The sequence below is a fragment of the Devosia sp. YR412 genome (assembly GCF_900110945.1).
Taxonomy (GTDB): domain Bacteria; phylum Pseudomonadota; class Alphaproteobacteria; order Rhizobiales; family Devosiaceae; genus Devosia.
This window is the reverse complement of record NZ_FOFL01000001.1, coordinates 91,684-106,885: the sequence shown is the minus strand read 5'-3', so window position 1 is coordinate 106,885 and position 15,202 is coordinate 91,684. Positions and strand designations below refer to the sequence as shown.

The window sequence follows — 15,202 nt, the reverse complement described above, 5'->3', positions numbered from 1 at the left end:
TTGTCAGCGGTAGTCTCGGCGCAAAATCTCGGCCTCACCTTCAAGACCAATGATGGCGATGTCGTCGCGCTGAGCGACGTCAATCTCACCATTGAAAAGGGCGAGTTCGTCTCCTTCATTGGGCCTTCGGGCTGCGGCAAGACCACATTCCTCCGCACCATTGCCGATCTGGAACAACCGACCTCGGGCACATTGACCATCAATGGCCAAACGCCGGGCGACGCGCGCAAGGACCGGGCCTATGGCTATGTGTTCCAGGCGCCGGCGCTCTATCCTTGGCGGACCATCGAAAAGAACATCGCCCTGCCGCTCGAAATCATGGGCTATTCGCAAAGCCAGCAGGCCGAGCGCATCAAACGCACAATGGATCTGGTCAATCTTTCGGGCTTCGAGAAGAAATATCCCTGGCAGCTGTCAGGCGGCATGCAGCAGCGCGCCTCCATTGCCCGCGCTCTGGCCTTCGATGCCGACCTGCTGCTGATGGACGAGCCCTTTGGTGCACTCGACGAAATCGTCCGCGACCATCTCAATTCCGAACTGCTGAAACTCTGGGAGGCGACGAAAAAGACCATCTGTTTCGTCACCCATTCCATTCCCGAGGCGGTGTACCTTTCGACCAAGATCGTCGTCATGTCGCCCCGCCCCGGCCGCGTTACCGATGTGATCGAGAGCAACCTGCCGCGCGAGCGCCCGCTGGATATCCGCGAGACGCCGGAGTTTTTGGCCATTGCCGCGCGGGTGCGCGACGGACTGCGGGCCGGCCATAGCTACGACGGGGATCACGTTTGAACCGCGTCCTGCCCATTCTCACGGTGCTGCTGGCCATTCTGGTCATCTGGTATGTCGGCGCCATCGCGATGAACGCGCCGTGGCAGAATACGCTCAATAGCCGCGCCGAGCTGACCGACGTGTCGTTCACCGATTTTGCGCTGCAGACCTGGGCGCAGGACCGCCCGCTGCTGCCGGCGCCGCATCAGGTGGTGGGGGAAATCTGGAATGCCACCGTGGCGCTGGAGCTGACCTCCAAGCGCTCGCTGGCCTATCACGGCTGGATCACGCTCTCCTCGACGCTGCTCGGTTTCGTGCTCGGCACGGCGCTGGGCGCGGCGCTGGCGGTGTTCATCGTTCACAATGAAGCGGCCAATCGCTCGCTGATGCCCTGGATCATCGCCAGCCAGACCATTCCGATCCTCGCCATCGCGCCCATGGTGGTGGTTGGGCTGGGCTCGATCGGCGTCACCGGCACGGTGCCGCGGGCGCTGATCTCGATGTATCTGAGCTTTTTTCCGGTGGTGGTCGGCATGGTCAAGGGTCTGCGCTCGCCCGAGGGCATTCAGCTCGACCTGATGCGCACCTACGACGCCTCGCCCTGGCAGACCTTCTGGAAGCTGCGCTGGCCCGCCGCCATGCCTATGCTGTTTGCCTCGATGAAGGTGGGTATCGCCATTTCACTGATCGGTGCCGTGGTTTCCGAGCTGTCCAATGCTGCTGGCGGTGGCCTCGGCGTGCGGCTGCTCACCGGCTCCTACAATGGCCAGACCATACAGATCTGGGCGGCCCTGTTCATCGCCGCCGCGCTGGCCGCTGTCTTGGTTATGATCGTCGGTTTCGCCGAAAGCGCCGTCAACCGGCGCATGGGGGCCCGCCCCGCATGAGCCAGCTGCAAATCTTTCTCGCCCTCGTTGCCGGCGGTCTCTCCGCCGCGGCCTTTGCGCTCAGCGTGGTGACGCCCTTCGAACAGGCGCTGCTGCTGAAGGCCTTTCTGGCGCTGGGCTTCCTGTCCCTGATCCGCTTCTTCATTCCGCTTGGTCTCTGGGCTGATGGCGCCTTTGCGCTCTTGGGCGCAGTCGCTCTGCTCACCAGCCTGGGCATTTTCGACCCGACCCCGGCTTTCTTCTGGATGGCACTGGTGGCGGCCTGGCTGTTTGCCTGGCTGTTCGTCGAGCGGCTCAGCAAGGCGCTGGCGCCCAAGCTGGGTGACAATGCCGGTTTGGGCCTGCTGATCCCTGTCGTCTTCGGCGCAGCGCTGCTGGTCATCTGGGAAGTGGTCACCCGCGGCGCCAATGTGCCGCCGGTGCTGCTGCCCGCGCCATCGATGATCGGCGCCCAGCTGGCCAATTCAGCATCGATCCTCTGGGCCGATTTCGTCCAGACCTTCATCAAATCCGTGTTGCCCGGCTATGCCATCGGCTGCCTCTCCGGCCTCGTGGTGGCGATCCTTGTCGACCGTTCGCCCTTTCTCAAGGCCGGCCTCCTGCCGATCGGCAATTTCATGTCGGCCCTGCCGATCATCGGCATCGCGCCGATCATGGTGATGTGGTTCGGCTTTGACTGGCAGTCCAAGGCCGCCGTCGTCGTGGCGATGACTTTCTTCCCGATGCTGGTCAACACCGTGGCCGGCCTCAACGCCAGCTCCAGCATCGAGCGCGACCTGATGCGCACCTATGCCGCCGGCTACTGGCAAACTCTTATGAAGTTACGGCTTCCCGCTGCGGGCCCCTTCATATTTAACGCCCTCAAGATCAACTCGACTCTGGCCTTGATCGGCGCAATCGTAGCGGAATTCTTCGGGACGCCCATTGTGGGAATGGGCTTCCGGATATCGACAGGCGTTGGCCGACTGGCCATCGACCTGGTCTGGGCAGAGATCGCGGTTGCCGCGGTCGCGGGGTCTGTCTTCTACGGGGTGATCGCCCTCATCGAAAGGGGCGTCACCTTCTGGCATCCGTCTGTCCGTGGTGGACGGGCGTAACAGGGAAAAGGGAACGACAATGAAGAACGTAATTGGAGGTCTGCTCGTCAGCGCCCTGGCGCTTTCGGCCGCGCCCGCTTTCGCACAGGACGCTTTGACCCTGCAGCTCAAGTGGGTCACCCAGGCGCAGTTCGCCGGCTATCTGGTCGCCGAGTCCAAGGGTTTCTATGACGAGGAAAATCTCGACATCACCATCCTGCCCGGTGGCCCGAACATTGCTCCGGAACAGGTGATTGCCGGCGGTGGTGCCGACATCATCGTCACCTGGATGGCAGCCGGCATGGCCGCCCGCGAAACCGGCGTGCCGCTGGTCAATATCGCCCAGCCGTTCAAGAAGTCGGGCCTGATGATGATCTGTCCGGCCGAAAAGGAGATCAAGACCGTTGCCGATTTCCCGGGTCACACGCTGGGCGTCTGGTTCTTCGGCAATGAATATCCGTTCTTTGCCTGGATGAACAAGGAAGGCATTGCCACCGACGGTTCGGCCGGCGGCGTCACCGTGCTGCAGCAGAGCTTTGACATCCAGCCGATGATCCAGGGCCAGGCCGATTGCATTTCGGTCATGACCTATAACGAATATGGCCAGGCGCTCGATGCCGGCTACGGCCCGGATAACCTGACCATCTTCAACTATACCGAAATGGGCAATGACCTGCTCGAAGACGGTCTCTATGTGATGGAAGACACCCTGGCCGATCCGGCCAAGGTCGACGCCTATACCCGCTTCGTCCGCGCCTCGATGAAGGGCTGGGAATATGCCGCGGCCAATCCTGAGGAAGCCGCGCAGATCGTCGTCGACATGGACGATACCGGCGCCGCAACGCTGGAGCACCAGCTCTACATGACCGGCGAAGTCGCCAAGCTGGTCGATCCCTCCGATGCCGCGCTCGACCCGGCCACCTATGAGCGCACGGTGAAAGCCCTGCTCGACCAGAAGATCATCAAGGCTGAGCCGGAAGGCGCCTTCACCACCGTCGTCACCGACGGCCTGTAGGCTGATCCGACTGCACTGACGAAGGCGGGGAGCGATCCCCGCCTTTTTCGTTTCCGGGCGGGATCACGCCAACCTGCACATAATTGATGCAACCCCGGAACGATTCACCCCGCCCACGGTTGATGGCTCACTGACTGCGTCAATCAAGAAGGGCAATCCTCATGAACTCGATCATCTATATCGTCGGCCTCATCGTCATCGTCATGGCCATCCTGTCGTTCATCGGTCTTGCTTGATCATTCCTGGCAAGAACATCACCAATAAATTCCAGGAGTCACCACAATGACCATTGATGCGCCTGCGGGCGTTGTCGTTCCCTCTACTGTCGCCGCCAATCGCGACCAGTCGTCCTATGTCGATTGGCCTGCGATTATTGCCGGCATCGTGCTGGCCTCGGCCATCAGCCTCGTGCTGATCAGCTTCGGTTCGGCCGTCGGCCTCAATTTCCTTGATTTCGGTTATGGTGACGGCCCTAACCCGATCTTCGTCGGCATCGCTGCCGCAACCTGGATCCTCTGGGTGCAGATCTCCAGCTTCATGGCTGGCGGTTACCTGACCGGTCGCCTGCGTCGCCGCTATTTCGACGCCACCGAAGACGAGAGCGACCTGCGTGACGGCGCCCATGGCCTGTTGGTCTGGGCCGGTGCTGCCATCCTCGGCACCGTGATCGCCGTCGGCGGTATCGGTGCTGCGGCCAGCACGGCCGGCAATGTTGCCGCCACTGCAACCAATGCAGCATCGAACGTCGCCGAAGGCGCTGCAGATGCGGTTGATCCAAACGCCTATTTCATCGACACCATGTTCCGCACGACCCAGCCGGTCGACGCTGACGCGGCCCGCGGTGAAGCCGGCCGGATCTTTGCCCAGGCTGCTCTTGGTGATGGCGTCGTTGCCGATGCCGACCGCACCTATCTGGCCTCGGTCGTTGCCGCCAATACCGGCATCCCGCAGCCGGAAGCTGAAGCCCGCGTCGATCAGGCCATCCAGTCGGTTGAAGAAGCCCGCCAGACGGCTCTCGAAGCGGCGCGTATTGCCCGCAACACGGCGATCATCGGTGCCTTCCTACTCGCTGCTTCGCTGCTGGTCTCGGCCATCGGCGCCTTCTGGGCAGCCCAGAAGGGTGGCAACCATCGCGACGAAAACACCGTTTTCGCCGGCATCTTCAAGCGCTTCTAACAGTCAGGAAAGGAACACAACATGCTCCGTGGTATCGGACTTTGGCTTCTCGGCGTGCCGATCTGGCTGATCATCATCATCATCTTCTTCCTGCGCTAGGAAGAGCAAAGGCGGGGAGCAATCCCCGCCTTTTCTGTATTTTGTCTGTGTGACGCGACCTAGTTAAACACCCGCCGGCATTTGAACTGGCCAAACTCCACCCAGCCGGTGGCCAGGCATTCACCCTTGAAGCTGGCCCAGCATTCATCCAACGAAATCGGCGAACCGGCTCCGGTCAGCAGCACCGCATTGCCATGCCGCACCGCCGTCGCCTGCTGCGCATCGAGACGGATTTCCGGCAGGTCGGCAAAGCCGGCCGAGACGGGCTTGAGCAGCGCATCGCGCTCGTCCTGTGACAGCGCTTCGAGCTGGTCGATGGTCAGCGCATCTTCGTCATGGAATGGCCCGACGGCCGCACGATGTAAGAGGCTCACATGGCCGCGCGTGCCGAGCACTTCGGCAATGTCGCGCGCCAGCGAGCGCACATAGGTGCCCTTGCCGCAGGTGACTTCCAAGATGCTCTGCTCGGCGCCATGCTCGATCAGTGCGATATGATCGACCTCGATCTCGCGCGGCTGCAATTCCACCACTTCGCCGGCCCGCGCCAGGTCATAGGCGCGCTCGCCGTCGATCTTGAGCGCCGAAAAAATTGGGGGCCGCTGCAGGATCACGCCGGTGAACTGTGGCAGCACCGCTTCGAGCGCGGCCTGCTCCGGCCGCACGTCGGAGGTGGCGATCACTTCGCCCTCCGCGTCATCGGTGGTGGTGGCGCTGCCCCATTTGATCGCAAAGCGATAGATCTTAGTGCCGTCCTGCACCTGGGGCACGGCCTTGGTCGCCTCGCCCAGAGCGATCGGCAATATGCCGGTGGCCAGCGGATCGAGCGTGCCAGCATGACCGGCCTTGGCGGCGCTGAATAGCCAGCGGACTTTTCCCACCGCCTGGGTGGAGGTCATATTGAACGGCTTGTCGAGCACCACCCAGCCGGAAATGGCGCGCTTGATACGCTTGGGCTTGTCGTTCACGCGTCGTCGCCGTCTTCGTCGTTTTCGAGATCCTGCTTCACCTTGTCGGAGCGCAGCAGCGCATCGATGCGGCTGGCTTCGGCAAAGGTCTCGTCGACATGGAAGCGCACTTCGGGCGCGAATTTCATGTTGATCTGCGGCGCCACGCGGCCGCGGATGAACTTGGCATTGCGGTTCAGCGCCGCGACGATTTCCACCGCATGCTGGCCGCCGAGCGGCATGATATAGGCATTGGCGATCTTGAGATCATTGGTCATGCGCACTTCGGGCACGGTGATCACCGCATTGCGCAGGGCGTCATCGTCCACGTCGCCCCGGGCGAAAATGGCGGCCAGCGCGTGGCGCACCAGTTCGCCGACGCGCAGCATGCGCTGGTTGGGGCCGGTCTGTTTGTTGTCTTTGCTCATTGGCGGGAATTAAGCCCTTGCTGGGCTGCCGTCAATCGGCGGACTTAGCTGCGCGGGCTGGGCCGGCCATGCACGCCCTCGGGCAGCACGCGATGCGGTGGCTGGTGGCCATCCATGAAGGCCCGGATATTGACGATCACCGTCTCGCCCATTTCCACCCGCGCCTCGAGCGTGGCAGAGGCCATATGGGCGGTGAGCACCACCTTGTTGGCTTCGGCCAGTGCCAGAAGCCGCGCATCGATGCCATTGCGGTTCTCGAACACGTCCAGCGCTGCGCCGCTCAAATGTCCGCTTTCGATCTCGTCGAGCATTGCCGCCTCGTCGACCAGTTCGGGCCGGCTGACATTGACCACAAAACTCCCCGGCTTCATCCGCCTCAGCCGTTCCGCCGAGAGAATATGGAAGGTTTCGCGGGTGTGCGGCGTATGCAGCGAGACGATATCCACCGCTTCGATCATCGCGTCGAGATCGTGCCAATAGGTGGCTTCCAGCGGATCTTCGACGCCGGGCGGACGGCGGTTGCGCGAGAAATAATGGATGTTGAGCCCGAAGGCCTTGGCGCGCTGCGCCACCGCCGTACCGATGCGGCCCATGCCGACAATGCCCAGCGCCTTGCCGCGCAACCGGTTGCCGAGCATGGAGGTCGGCGACCAGCCGGCCCAGACCCCGTCACGCACCAGCATCTGCGTGCCTTCGACCAGCCGGCGCGGCAGCGCCAGCATCAGCACCATGGCCATATCGGCGGTGTCTTCGGTGAGCACGCTGGGCGTATTGGTCACCGTCAACCCGGCGGCCCAGGCGGCCTCGACGTCGATATTGTCGACGCCATTGCCGAACTGGGCGATCAGCCGCACGCTCTTGGGCAGGCGGGCGATCAGCTCGGCATCGATGCGGTCGGTGATGGAGGAGACCAGCACATCCTTGCCATCGAGCCCTTCCACGATATCGTCGCCGGTGAGGGTGACATCACCCTCGTTGACATGGGTCTCGAACAGCGTCGCCATGCGCGCCTCGATGGTCTCGGGCAGGCGCCTGGTGACGAGAATATTGGGTTTTTGGCTAGCCATATGGTCCGGGATCGGGCGGCGCTCGGGGTGTGGAAAACCCATCCTTCAGCGCCCATTAAGGATCTTTTGCTAGTGATAGGACAAATCCTTTTGCCTGCAAAGTCATGTTTGACAAGACCGTGAGCCGCCCCATCGCCAACCCCCTGACATCGCTGTTCCGCCTGCTGCCCTGGCTGGCTCTGCTTGTTGCCTTGTTGACGCCGCCCGCCCTGGCGCAGGCCAATAATCCGAGCGGGCTGCCACTGCCGCGCTTTGTCACCACGCGCAGCGAGCCGATCAATGTGCGCGTGGGGCCGGGCCAGAAATACGACATCGCCTGGACCTATCTCAAATCCGGCATTCCGGTCGAAATCCTCCAGGAGTTCGACACCTGGCGCAAGATTCGCGACATGGATGGCAGCGAGGGCTGGATTCACCAGAACCTGCTCGCCGGCACCCGCTCCGGCTATGTGACGCCAATCGTAGCCAATGGCGAAATCGCGCTGCTGTCCAACCGCTCCGACGATGCGAGCCTGCGCGCCCGGCTGGGGCCCGGCCTCAAGGTCACCATCAAGGAATGCGACGGCACCTGGTGCGAAGTCAGCGCCGGCGATCCCAATCAGCGTTCCACCACCTATTCCGGCTATATGCACCAGGACGAACTCTGGGGCGTCTATCCGGATGAAGTGTTCGACTAGCGACGTCGTCGCCTTGCTTGGTCGTCAAACGAACCGCTGTGGCTAACCATCACCCCACCCGACCCCTCCGGGGCCACCCTCCCCATTCAGGGGAGGGATAGGCAAGTTCAGCGCACTCGATCTTTCTTCTCCCTCCCCCTTGTGGGGAGGGTGGCCCCCGAAGGGGGTCGGGTGGGGGTACGTTTTGGGCACAATCACCCTAACCCAACTCCGCCACCGCGTTCGCCGTCTGCCGCGCCACACGCACCGCATTGTCCTGCTTGGGGCAACTGGCGCAAAGCGTGCCGGGCGGAATACGGTCATCGAGACAGCAATCCCGACGCTTGATGATTAGCAGCCGCTGCCCTTTCGGTCCCGCGATAGGCTCAAGCGTGCCTTGGCCGCTGAGCCCCAGCGCTTCCATCCACAATTCCGAATATGCCTCTATCGTCTCGGCCGGAATATCGCGCCGACGCTGGCTCAGCCAGACCATCAGGCTCAGCATGCGCCCCGCCAGGAGCCGCCGTGACGGCAGCGGCTTGAGCTTGACCAGCGCATTGACCTCGTCGAACAGCGTGGCCGTCATCGGCTTGAACTGCCGTGCCGCTTCGGCGATCAGCTCCTCCACGGTATCCGCAGTCTGCGCACCCGGCGTCAGCCGGTAGCCGTCGATGAAAATGCCGCGCCGCTGCTGGCTGAGCCTTGCCAGATCGGGCATGGCGCCGTGCACATGCGCTGATATCACTGCGAGATAGGCCGGTTGCCACAGCAGGTTGGTCCACAGCCGCACGGCATAAAAGGCCGGCCCGGCCTGCGGATAGGCTGCGACCAGCGCCGCATGCAACTCTGCCAGCAGGATCGAATTATCCGCCCCGGGCACGTACCAGCCCGGCCGTGCTGGCCCGGGCTCACCCTTCATGAAGCCGGTGAGTTGCGCCGCCGTCGCGATCAGCCGCGTCGTCGCGGCGTCGGCGCTATCTTGGGCAAAGAGGAAGGAGCGAGCCATGCCGCCTTCTAGCGCCCCCGCCGCGCCGAGAAAAGCCCGGCCGCAGAATCCCGCTTGACGCATTGTTTTAGTGTGCTACAACACCAGCACACTACCAAGGCATCACACATGGATGATTTTCACACCAGCCAGCCGATCTTCGTGCAGATCCGGCAAAGGCTTACCGAGATGATCCTGCGCGGATCGGTGGCGGAGGGCGAGGCTTTGCCCTCGGTCCGCCAGATCGCCGCAGACCTGTCGGTCAATCCGCTGACTGTCACCAAGGCCTTCGAAGCCCTGGTCGATGTCGGCGTCGTCGAAAAACGAAGAGGGCTAGGGATGTTCGTCAAGACCGGAGCGCGGGCCGAGCTGCTCGCTTTTGAACGCGACAAGTTTCTCAAAGAGGAATGGCCGCGCATCGCCGCGCAGATCAAGGCGCTGAACCTCGATATCAAGACGCTGCTGGCGCCTGCCGGCCAGGGAGAGATCCAATGAGCGAGCTGTCCGTTTCCACCGCCGTCGAACCCATCGTTTCGGCCCGCGGGTTGCGCAAGAAATTCGGCGGCAAGGAAATCCTCCATGGTCTCGACTTCGACATTCCGCCCGGCCGCATCTATGGGCTGATCGGGCACAACGGCGCCGGCAAGACCACAACGCTCAATGCCATGCTGGGCCTCACCGCCTGCGAGGGCACCATCCGCGTCCTCGGCGAAGACCCCTTCGCCAAGCGCGCCAAGCTGATGGAAAATGTCGCCTTCATTTCCGACGTCGCCAGCCTGCCGCGCTTCCTGCGGGTGCGCGAACTCTTCGCGCTGCTGAGCAACATCCACCCCAACTTCTCGCAGGACAAGGCGCGCAGCTTCCTCGAAGGCACCGACATCAAGCCCGAGATGAAGGTGAAACACCTGTCTAAGGGCATGGTGGCGCAGCTCCATCTGGCGGTCGTCATGGCGATCGACGCCAAGCTTTTGGTGCTGGACGAGCCGACGCTGGGCCTCGACATCACCTATCGCAAGCGCTTTTACCGGCGGCTGCTGGAAGACTACATGACCGAGGAGCGCACCCTGATCATCACCACCCATCAGGTGGACGAGATCGAGTTCATGCTCTCCGACATCATGTTCATCCGCGATGGCGACATGATCCTGCATATGCAGATGGAGACGGTGAACGAGAAGTTCACCCAGCTGGTGGTCAATGATCCCGAGCAGCAGGCTGCTGCCCGCGCTTACGGCCCGGTCTATGAGGAAACGCGCTTCGGGCAGACCGTGATGATCTTCGACGGCGTCGATCGCGCGATCCTCGAACCCTTTGGCCGGCTCTCGACGCCGACCCTTTCCGATCTCTTCGTGGCGCTGATGCAGCGTCCGACCGCCAATCCGGAGCCCGCCCGATGAAGGCCTTTTTCGCGCTCGTCCACCGCGAGCTGATCGAACATCGCGGCGCCTTCCTGCTCGGCCCGCTGCTGCTGGTGGCCGTGCTGTTCGGCGCCACCATTCTCGCCTTCACCGTCGGCCGCGTCGATGCGCGCTTCTCGGGAGCACTGTTCACCGTGGCGCCGCTGCGGGTCTATGAGCTGGGCTTTTTGTTCTTCGGCCTCGGCTGGTCGCTCTACATGATCTCGGTGCTGTTCTTTTACTGCGCCGACGGCTTTGCCGCCGACAAGCGCAACAATGCCATGCTGTTCTGGAAGTCCATGCCCGTCAGCGACTTCAAGGTGCTGCTGAGCAAGCTCACCGCCGGCCTCACCGTGCTACCGGGCACGGTTTATGCCGTGGCTCTCCTGAGCGGCGTCCTGCTCTATGGCGTGGCCTATGTGACCATGCTGATCAATGGCACGGCGACCGTCGCCACCCTCGGCAGCATTGTCGTCATCTATGGCAATGTGGCTTTGGCCATTCTCGTCAGCATTGTCTGCGGCCTCTTATGGTACCTGCCGGCCATGGCGCTGGTCGGGGCTGTCGCCACCGCCATCGGCCGCTGGGCTATTCCGATCTCGCTGCTGATGCCGGCCATTGTTTCGACGCTGGAATGGGTCACTCTTGGCGGCCTGCATCCCTTCGCGACCCATACCTGGCGCTTCATCGAGTATCGCGGCAAGCTGCCCGAGACACCCTATGTCCAAGACTGGTCGGTGTCGGCCGAGACCTTTAATGGTGTCATCTTCGCTACGGACCTGATCAGCCACATGGACTGGCTACAGGTCGGCATCGGCGCGGTGTTTGCGATCGTAGTGATCTACGCCGCCAGCGAGTACCGCCGCCGTGTGAACGACAATTGACCTGAGCCCAAGTGACCTCCATCGTGCCGCCGCGCTTTTGCCAGCGCGGCGGTTTCGTTTTGGAGTTTTGCATGCGCGCCCTGCTCGTCCTCGCCCACCCCCTCGGCGACAGCCTCTGCGCCCATCTGGCCCGACAGGCGACCGAAGCCTTGCAGGCCCGTGGCGCGACGGTTGATGTGCTCGACCTCTATGCCGAGGATTTTCAGCCAGCCCTCACCGCCGACGAACGGCGCCTGCATTACAGCACGCCTCACCCCAGTCCCGACATCACCGCCCTGCAGCAGCGCCTCGCCGCGGCCGACACGCTGGTACTGGTCTTCCCCATCTGGTGGTTTTCGCTGCCGGCAATTCTCAAGGGCTGGTTCGATCGCGTCTGGACGCCAAAATTTGCCTTCGACCAGGGCACGCCGATCACACCGCTGCTGACCGGGCTCAAATCCTGCCTCATCATCGCCACGCTGGGCTCGCCCTGGTGGATCGACACAGTGGTGATGCGCCAGCCGGTCAGGCGTGTGCTCAAGACCGGGCTGGTGTTTGCCTGCGCGCCGCAGGCAAAATTTCGCATGCTGTCGCTGCATGGGGCCGAGGAGATGGATGCAACCAAGCTGGATCGCTTTACCGCCCGCCTGCGCAAGGCCGTCGGAAAACTCTAACCCCGCTCCATCACCGCGCGCACCGGCTGGAACGGCCCGCTGCCGATATCCTGCCGATCGACCAGCGCCGTCTCGGCGGCAATGATGGTGCAGGTCAGCCCGCCCGGCGCATAGTCGAAGGCCACGGTCGCGCCGAGATCCGCTGCCAGCGCCCGCTCGATCATGCGTGAGCCAAAACCCTTGTCCGCCGGCACGACCACCTCGGGTCCGCCCGCCTCGCGCCAGGTCAGGATCAGCTTGTGGCCCTCGGTCAGCGCCCAGCCGATCGTCACCGTGCCGGTCTCATTGCTCAGCGCGCCATATTTGCTGGCATTGGTGCAGAGCTCATGCAGCGCCATGGCCAGCGACAGCGCCGCCTTGGCATGCAGTTCGACCTCCGGCCCCGAGGCGGCAAAGCGCTGCTGCTCGCGGCCAAAGAACGGCTCGATCGCCGTCTGCACCACCGCGCCCACCGAAGCGCTTTCGCTATGCGTGGCGGTCAGCAGCTTGTGCGCATCGGCCATGACCGCCAGCCGGCCATAGAAGGCCTGCAGCGAGGCCTCGGCAATGCCCGAATTACGGAAGCTCTGCCGCGCCACCGCCTGTACCGTCGCCAGGAGGTTCTTGATCCGGTGGTCGAGTTCGCGCGCGAGCAGGTCACGATGCTGCTCGGCCTCCTGCTGGGCAATCTGGCGCTGGGTCAGCTCGTCGAGCAAAGCGTCGATGGCCTCGCCAACCTGGTGGAATTCGGCCTTGCCGACCATGCCGGTGCGCGCCGCATGATCGCCCGAGCGCCAGGCGCGAATGGTCAGCAGCAGGCGCAGCACCGGGCGGCGGATGAACTGGCGGCCAAAGCTCAGCGCCAGCAACAGCGCCACCAGCCCGCCGATCACCGCCAGCACCACGCCACGCAGGGTCGCCTCGTTGATCGGCGCCATGCTGTCAGCTACCGGCAGACCGGCGCTGACGTAGAGCCCCAGACCCTTGGTCGCCGGCTGATAACCGATGATGCGTTCGGTGCCATCGGCGCTCAGCACCTGCAGCGTGCCAGAATTTTCGCCCAGCAGGCGCGGCATGAAACTATCGGCAATCTGGGTGCCGACGTAGTTTTCCGGCTGCGGCTCGCGTGCCAGATAGACGCCATTGCGATCGGCAATGGTCATGGCGCTGCCGCTCAGCGCCGGCCGCTCCTTGATCAGCTTGCCCAAATAGTCGAGGCCAATGGTGGCCAGCACCGCGCCATTGATCGTCCCGTCCGCATCGGTGCGCTGCGTGCCCAGCAGCAGCCCCGGCCCGCGCGAGGTCTCGACATATTCCCCGACCCGGAAAAATTCGGCATGCAGGGCCGTGCGCACCGTCTGGCTCAGGGCCGGCGCCAGATCCTCGGCCGCGTCGCTATTGGCACAGATGCTGTTGCCATCAAGATCGGTGATATTGATCAGCGTGACCTGCGGCAGCAGATTGCCGAGGCGGGTGAGATAGACCTCGCAGCCGCTATCGACGTCCTGCACCACCGGCGCATTGGCGACCGCCACCATCAGTGCAGCCGCACCGGTCAGGATCCGCTCCATCTCGAGCGCCGCCAATTCGCTGAGCCGCAGCGCATAATCATGCACCTCGGCTTCGCGGGCCTTGCGCAGGGCAAATTCGTTGAAGCCGAGAATGGCCAGGGCCGGCAGCAGAGCCACGGCGGTCAGCAGCAGCAATCTCTGGCTGAGCGAAAGACTTGGCGCCCTCATGCCCTCTCCCCACGCGCTGCCGTAAGGCATCGCGAGCCGCAGTTATCCAGATTGTGAGCCGCTGCGCCACTGCATTCTTTGCCGTGGTTTATCGCGGGTCAGCGGGCGTGCCGAGACTATCGCTAAAATTGGCGCACTTTTCGTAAGGAACCGGAAGTTAAGCGCGCCTAGCCTCTCACAAATGAGGAGGGCACTATGGGAGCATTGCCTGATCTCCGTTACGAGGCCGCCCGCGACCACCTGTTGCAGGCCATCGCCATTCTGCCACTGGAAGGCAGCGAGGTGATCCGGCTTTTGGTCGAAGAGGCGTGTCGCCGCTGCGAAGCCCGCGCCTATCGCGAAGGCGACGCCGCCTATTTCCACCTGCCGGAGCCGCCGCATTCCGGCGGCCCGCATCGGGTATGACCGCTTAGGCGCGACGCAACAGCTTCTGCCACCAGCGCTTCCGGCGATGGCGGGCGAAATCGTAGAACAGCTTGTTGGTCATCACATGCCGATAGAAGCGGGCAAAGGCCACCGAGCGGCGCATGCTGGTCAGGGTAAACCAGGGCTTTGACTCGCCGGTATAGTGGATGATGGCCGGATCGAGCCCTTCATGTACCGGCCGCGCATCGATCAGGTTCCAGCGCCATGGCAATTGCAACCAGCGATCCTGGAACACCAGGTTGAGCAGATCCTGGTCGTAGTAGATGCGCTGCATCACCCCGTCGGCATAGGCCTGTTCCATGCAGCCGATAATGTCGGCTGCGCGCCATTGCGCGATATCGATCAGCACCATGCCGGCATTGAAATAGGGATGGGCGACATCGAAAATGTCGCGATTATTGGCCACGTCGCGCCCAGCCACCAGCCAGGCGCCGATCGAGTCGCGCACGGCGGCGATCGGCGCGCCCTGCAAATCCCATTCATACAGCGTGGCGATGTCGTCACGCACCAGCATGTCGCAATCGAGATAGAGGATGCGGTTGATGGCAGGATCGATCAGCCGGTCGACGATCAGCCTTGCATAGACAATGTTGGACAACCGCTTGTTGACCGGCATGCGCGCGGCAATGTCTTCGAACAGCGGCGACTGATCGAGATCATACCAGCGCAGCTCGACCGGGAATTCCTTGGCGATGTCCTCGAGATCGGCCCGGTGCTGCGGGCTAAGCGTGCGATGCAGCAGGTGGAACACCAGGTCGCTGCGCCGCCGGCTGAACAGGCAGATCGAGCGCATGGTGGCAAAAGCCGGCGCCCAGAAGTCATCATCGAAGGTAAGGGCAATATGGATGGCCCGGTCGGTCATGCGCATTCTCGAATTCGACAAGGCGCACGACAGGAGCGGCGCGCGGGTCTGCCAGTGGTGGCGCTGCTTTGGCACCCACGCTCCGCAGCGTCAACTCGGAGCGGCGATTCATTTTGCTATTGCGAATGATTTGCAATTGCACTACCTCTGACATGTCCTGA

At 63.0% G+C, this 15,202-nt stretch carries 18 protein-coding genes; 12 read left to right on the top strand and 6 right to left on the bottom strand.

Features of this window, described 5'->3' with window-relative positions; translation table 11 throughout:
• The 5 genes from BM045_RS00520 (at position 1) to BM045_RS00500 (ending at position 4,922) form a co-directional block, all read left to right on the top strand.
• On the top strand, positions 1 to 789 hold the full coding sequence (locus BM045_RS00520) for an ABC transporter ATP-binding protein (RefSeq protein ID WP_092179064.1): 789 nt from the start codon (positions 1 to 3) through the stop codon (positions 787 to 789).
• Positions 786 to 1,655, top strand: coding sequence for an ABC transporter permease (locus BM045_RS00515; RefSeq protein ID WP_244522829.1), 870 nt, complete (start codon positions 786 to 788; stop codon positions 1,653 to 1,655). The genes BM045_RS00520 and BM045_RS00515 overlap by 4 nt, the downstream gene beginning before the upstream one ends.
• Before the next feature lie 245 nt (positions 1,656 to 1,900).
• Positions 1,901 to 2,752, top strand: coding sequence for an ABC transporter permease (locus BM045_RS00510; protein WP_244522895.1), 852 nt, complete (start codon positions 1,901 to 1,903; stop codon positions 2,750 to 2,752).
• Positions 2,753 to 2,771: 19 nt separating this feature from the next.
• Positions 2,772 to 3,746 carry an ABC transporter substrate-binding protein gene (locus BM045_RS00505; RefSeq protein WP_092179062.1) on the top strand — a complete coding sequence of 325 codons (975 nt, stop codon included), beginning with the start codon at positions 2,772 to 2,774 and terminating at the stop codon, positions 3,744 to 3,746.
• 282 nt (positions 3,747 to 4,028) lie between these two features.
• Positions 4,029 to 4,922, top strand: a complete 894-nt coding sequence (locus BM045_RS00500) for a 6TM ABC transporter family protein (protein ID WP_092179061.1) — start codon at positions 4,029 to 4,031, stop codon at positions 4,920 to 4,922.
• A gap of 158 nt (positions 4,923 to 5,080) precedes the next feature.
• Here the strand turns inward: BM045_RS00500 and truB are convergent, their stop codons facing one another.
• From truB to BM045_RS00485, 3 genes are read right to left on the bottom strand one after another with little or no spacing between them, the layout of a single operon-like run.
• Complete coding sequence (gene truB, locus BM045_RS00495) at positions 5,081 to 5,986, bottom strand: tRNA pseudouridine(55) synthase TruB (RefSeq protein WP_092179060.1); 906 nt, start codon at positions 5,984 to 5,986, stop codon at positions 5,081 to 5,083.
• Entirely contained in the window at positions 5,983 to 6,393 is a 411-nt protein-coding gene (rbfA, locus tag BM045_RS00490) for a 30S ribosome-binding factor RbfA (protein ID WP_092179059.1), read from the bottom strand. Before rbfA ends, truB begins: the two co-directional genes overlap by 4 nt.
• Before the next feature lie 44 nt (positions 6,394 to 6,437).
• Complete coding sequence (locus tag BM045_RS00485) at positions 6,438 to 7,460, bottom strand: 2-hydroxyacid dehydrogenase (RefSeq protein ID WP_092179058.1); 1,023 nt, start codon at positions 7,458 to 7,460, stop codon at positions 6,438 to 6,440.
• A 119-nt stretch (positions 7,461 to 7,579) separates the two neighbouring features.
• Between BM045_RS00485 and BM045_RS00480 the strand changes: the two genes are divergently transcribed.
• A complete protein-coding gene (locus tag BM045_RS00480; protein WP_244522828.1) occupies positions 7,580 to 8,137 on the top strand; it encodes an SH3 domain-containing protein in 558 nt (185 codons plus the stop codon).
• A gap of 199 nt (positions 8,138 to 8,336) precedes the next feature.
• Here BM045_RS00480 and BM045_RS00475 read toward each other — a convergent pair whose 3' ends face one another.
• Positions 8,337 to 9,122 (bottom strand): siderophore ferric iron reductase, encoded by a 786-nt coding sequence (locus BM045_RS00475; protein ID WP_170848312.1) that lies wholly within the window; start codon positions 9,120 to 9,122, stop codon positions 8,337 to 8,339.
• A gap of 108 nt (positions 9,123 to 9,230) precedes the next feature.
• Here BM045_RS00475 and BM045_RS00470 point away from each other — a divergent pair, with 108 nt between their 5' ends.
• The 4 genes from BM045_RS00470 (at position 9,231) to BM045_RS00455 (ending at position 12,035) form a co-directional block, all read left to right on the top strand.
• Positions 9,231 to 9,596: a GntR family transcriptional regulator gene (locus BM045_RS00470; RefSeq protein ID WP_092179055.1), complete on the top strand. Its 366-nt coding sequence runs from the start codon at positions 9,231 to 9,233 to the stop codon at positions 9,594 to 9,596.
• The gene (locus BM045_RS00465; RefSeq protein WP_092179054.1) at positions 9,593 to 10,498 is read left to right on the top strand and encodes an ABC transporter ATP-binding protein; all 906 of its coding nucleotides are present in this window, start codon (positions 9,593 to 9,595) and stop codon (positions 10,496 to 10,498) included. The genes BM045_RS00470 and BM045_RS00465 overlap by 4 nt, the downstream gene beginning before the upstream one ends.
• Positions 10,495 to 11,382: a hypothetical protein gene (locus tag BM045_RS00460; protein ID WP_092179053.1), complete on the top strand. Its 888-nt coding sequence runs from the start codon at positions 10,495 to 10,497 to the stop codon at positions 11,380 to 11,382. Before BM045_RS00465 ends, BM045_RS00460 begins: the two co-directional genes overlap by 4 nt.
• A gap of 71 nt (positions 11,383 to 11,453) precedes the next feature.
• Positions 11,454 to 12,035: an NAD(P)H-dependent oxidoreductase gene (locus tag BM045_RS00455; protein WP_092180702.1), complete on the top strand. Its 582-nt coding sequence runs from the start codon at positions 11,454 to 11,456 to the stop codon at positions 12,033 to 12,035.
• Here the strand turns inward: BM045_RS00455 and BM045_RS00450 are convergent.
• Positions 12,032 to 13,753, bottom strand: coding sequence for a sensor histidine kinase (locus BM045_RS00450; RefSeq protein WP_170848311.1), 1,722 nt, complete (start codon positions 13,751 to 13,753; stop codon positions 12,032 to 12,034). The two genes, BM045_RS00455 and BM045_RS00450, sit on opposite strands and share 4 nt — an antisense overlap.
• A gap of 195 nt (positions 13,754 to 13,948) precedes the next feature.
• On the opposite strand from BM045_RS00450, the gene BM045_RS00445 reads away from it, so the two are divergent.
• Positions 13,949 to 14,158 (top strand): hypothetical protein, encoded by a 210-nt coding sequence (locus tag BM045_RS00445; protein WP_139198661.1) that lies wholly within the window; start codon positions 13,949 to 13,951, stop codon positions 14,156 to 14,158.
• Positions 14,159 to 14,162: 4 nt separating this feature from the next.
• Here the strand turns inward: BM045_RS00445 and BM045_RS00440 are convergent, their stop codons facing one another.
• Positions 14,163 to 15,041, bottom strand: a complete 879-nt coding sequence (locus BM045_RS00440) for a glycosyltransferase family 8 protein (RefSeq protein WP_170848310.1) — start codon at positions 15,039 to 15,041, stop codon at positions 14,163 to 14,165.
• Between BM045_RS00440 and BM045_RS18805 the strand changes: the two genes are divergently transcribed.
• A complete protein-coding gene (locus tag BM045_RS18805) occupies positions 15,040 to 15,192 on the top strand; it encodes a hypothetical protein (RefSeq protein WP_170848309.1) in 153 nt (50 codons plus the stop codon). The two genes, BM045_RS00440 and BM045_RS18805, sit on opposite strands and share 2 nt — an antisense overlap.
• Positions 15,193 to 15,202 lie beyond the last annotated feature (10 nt).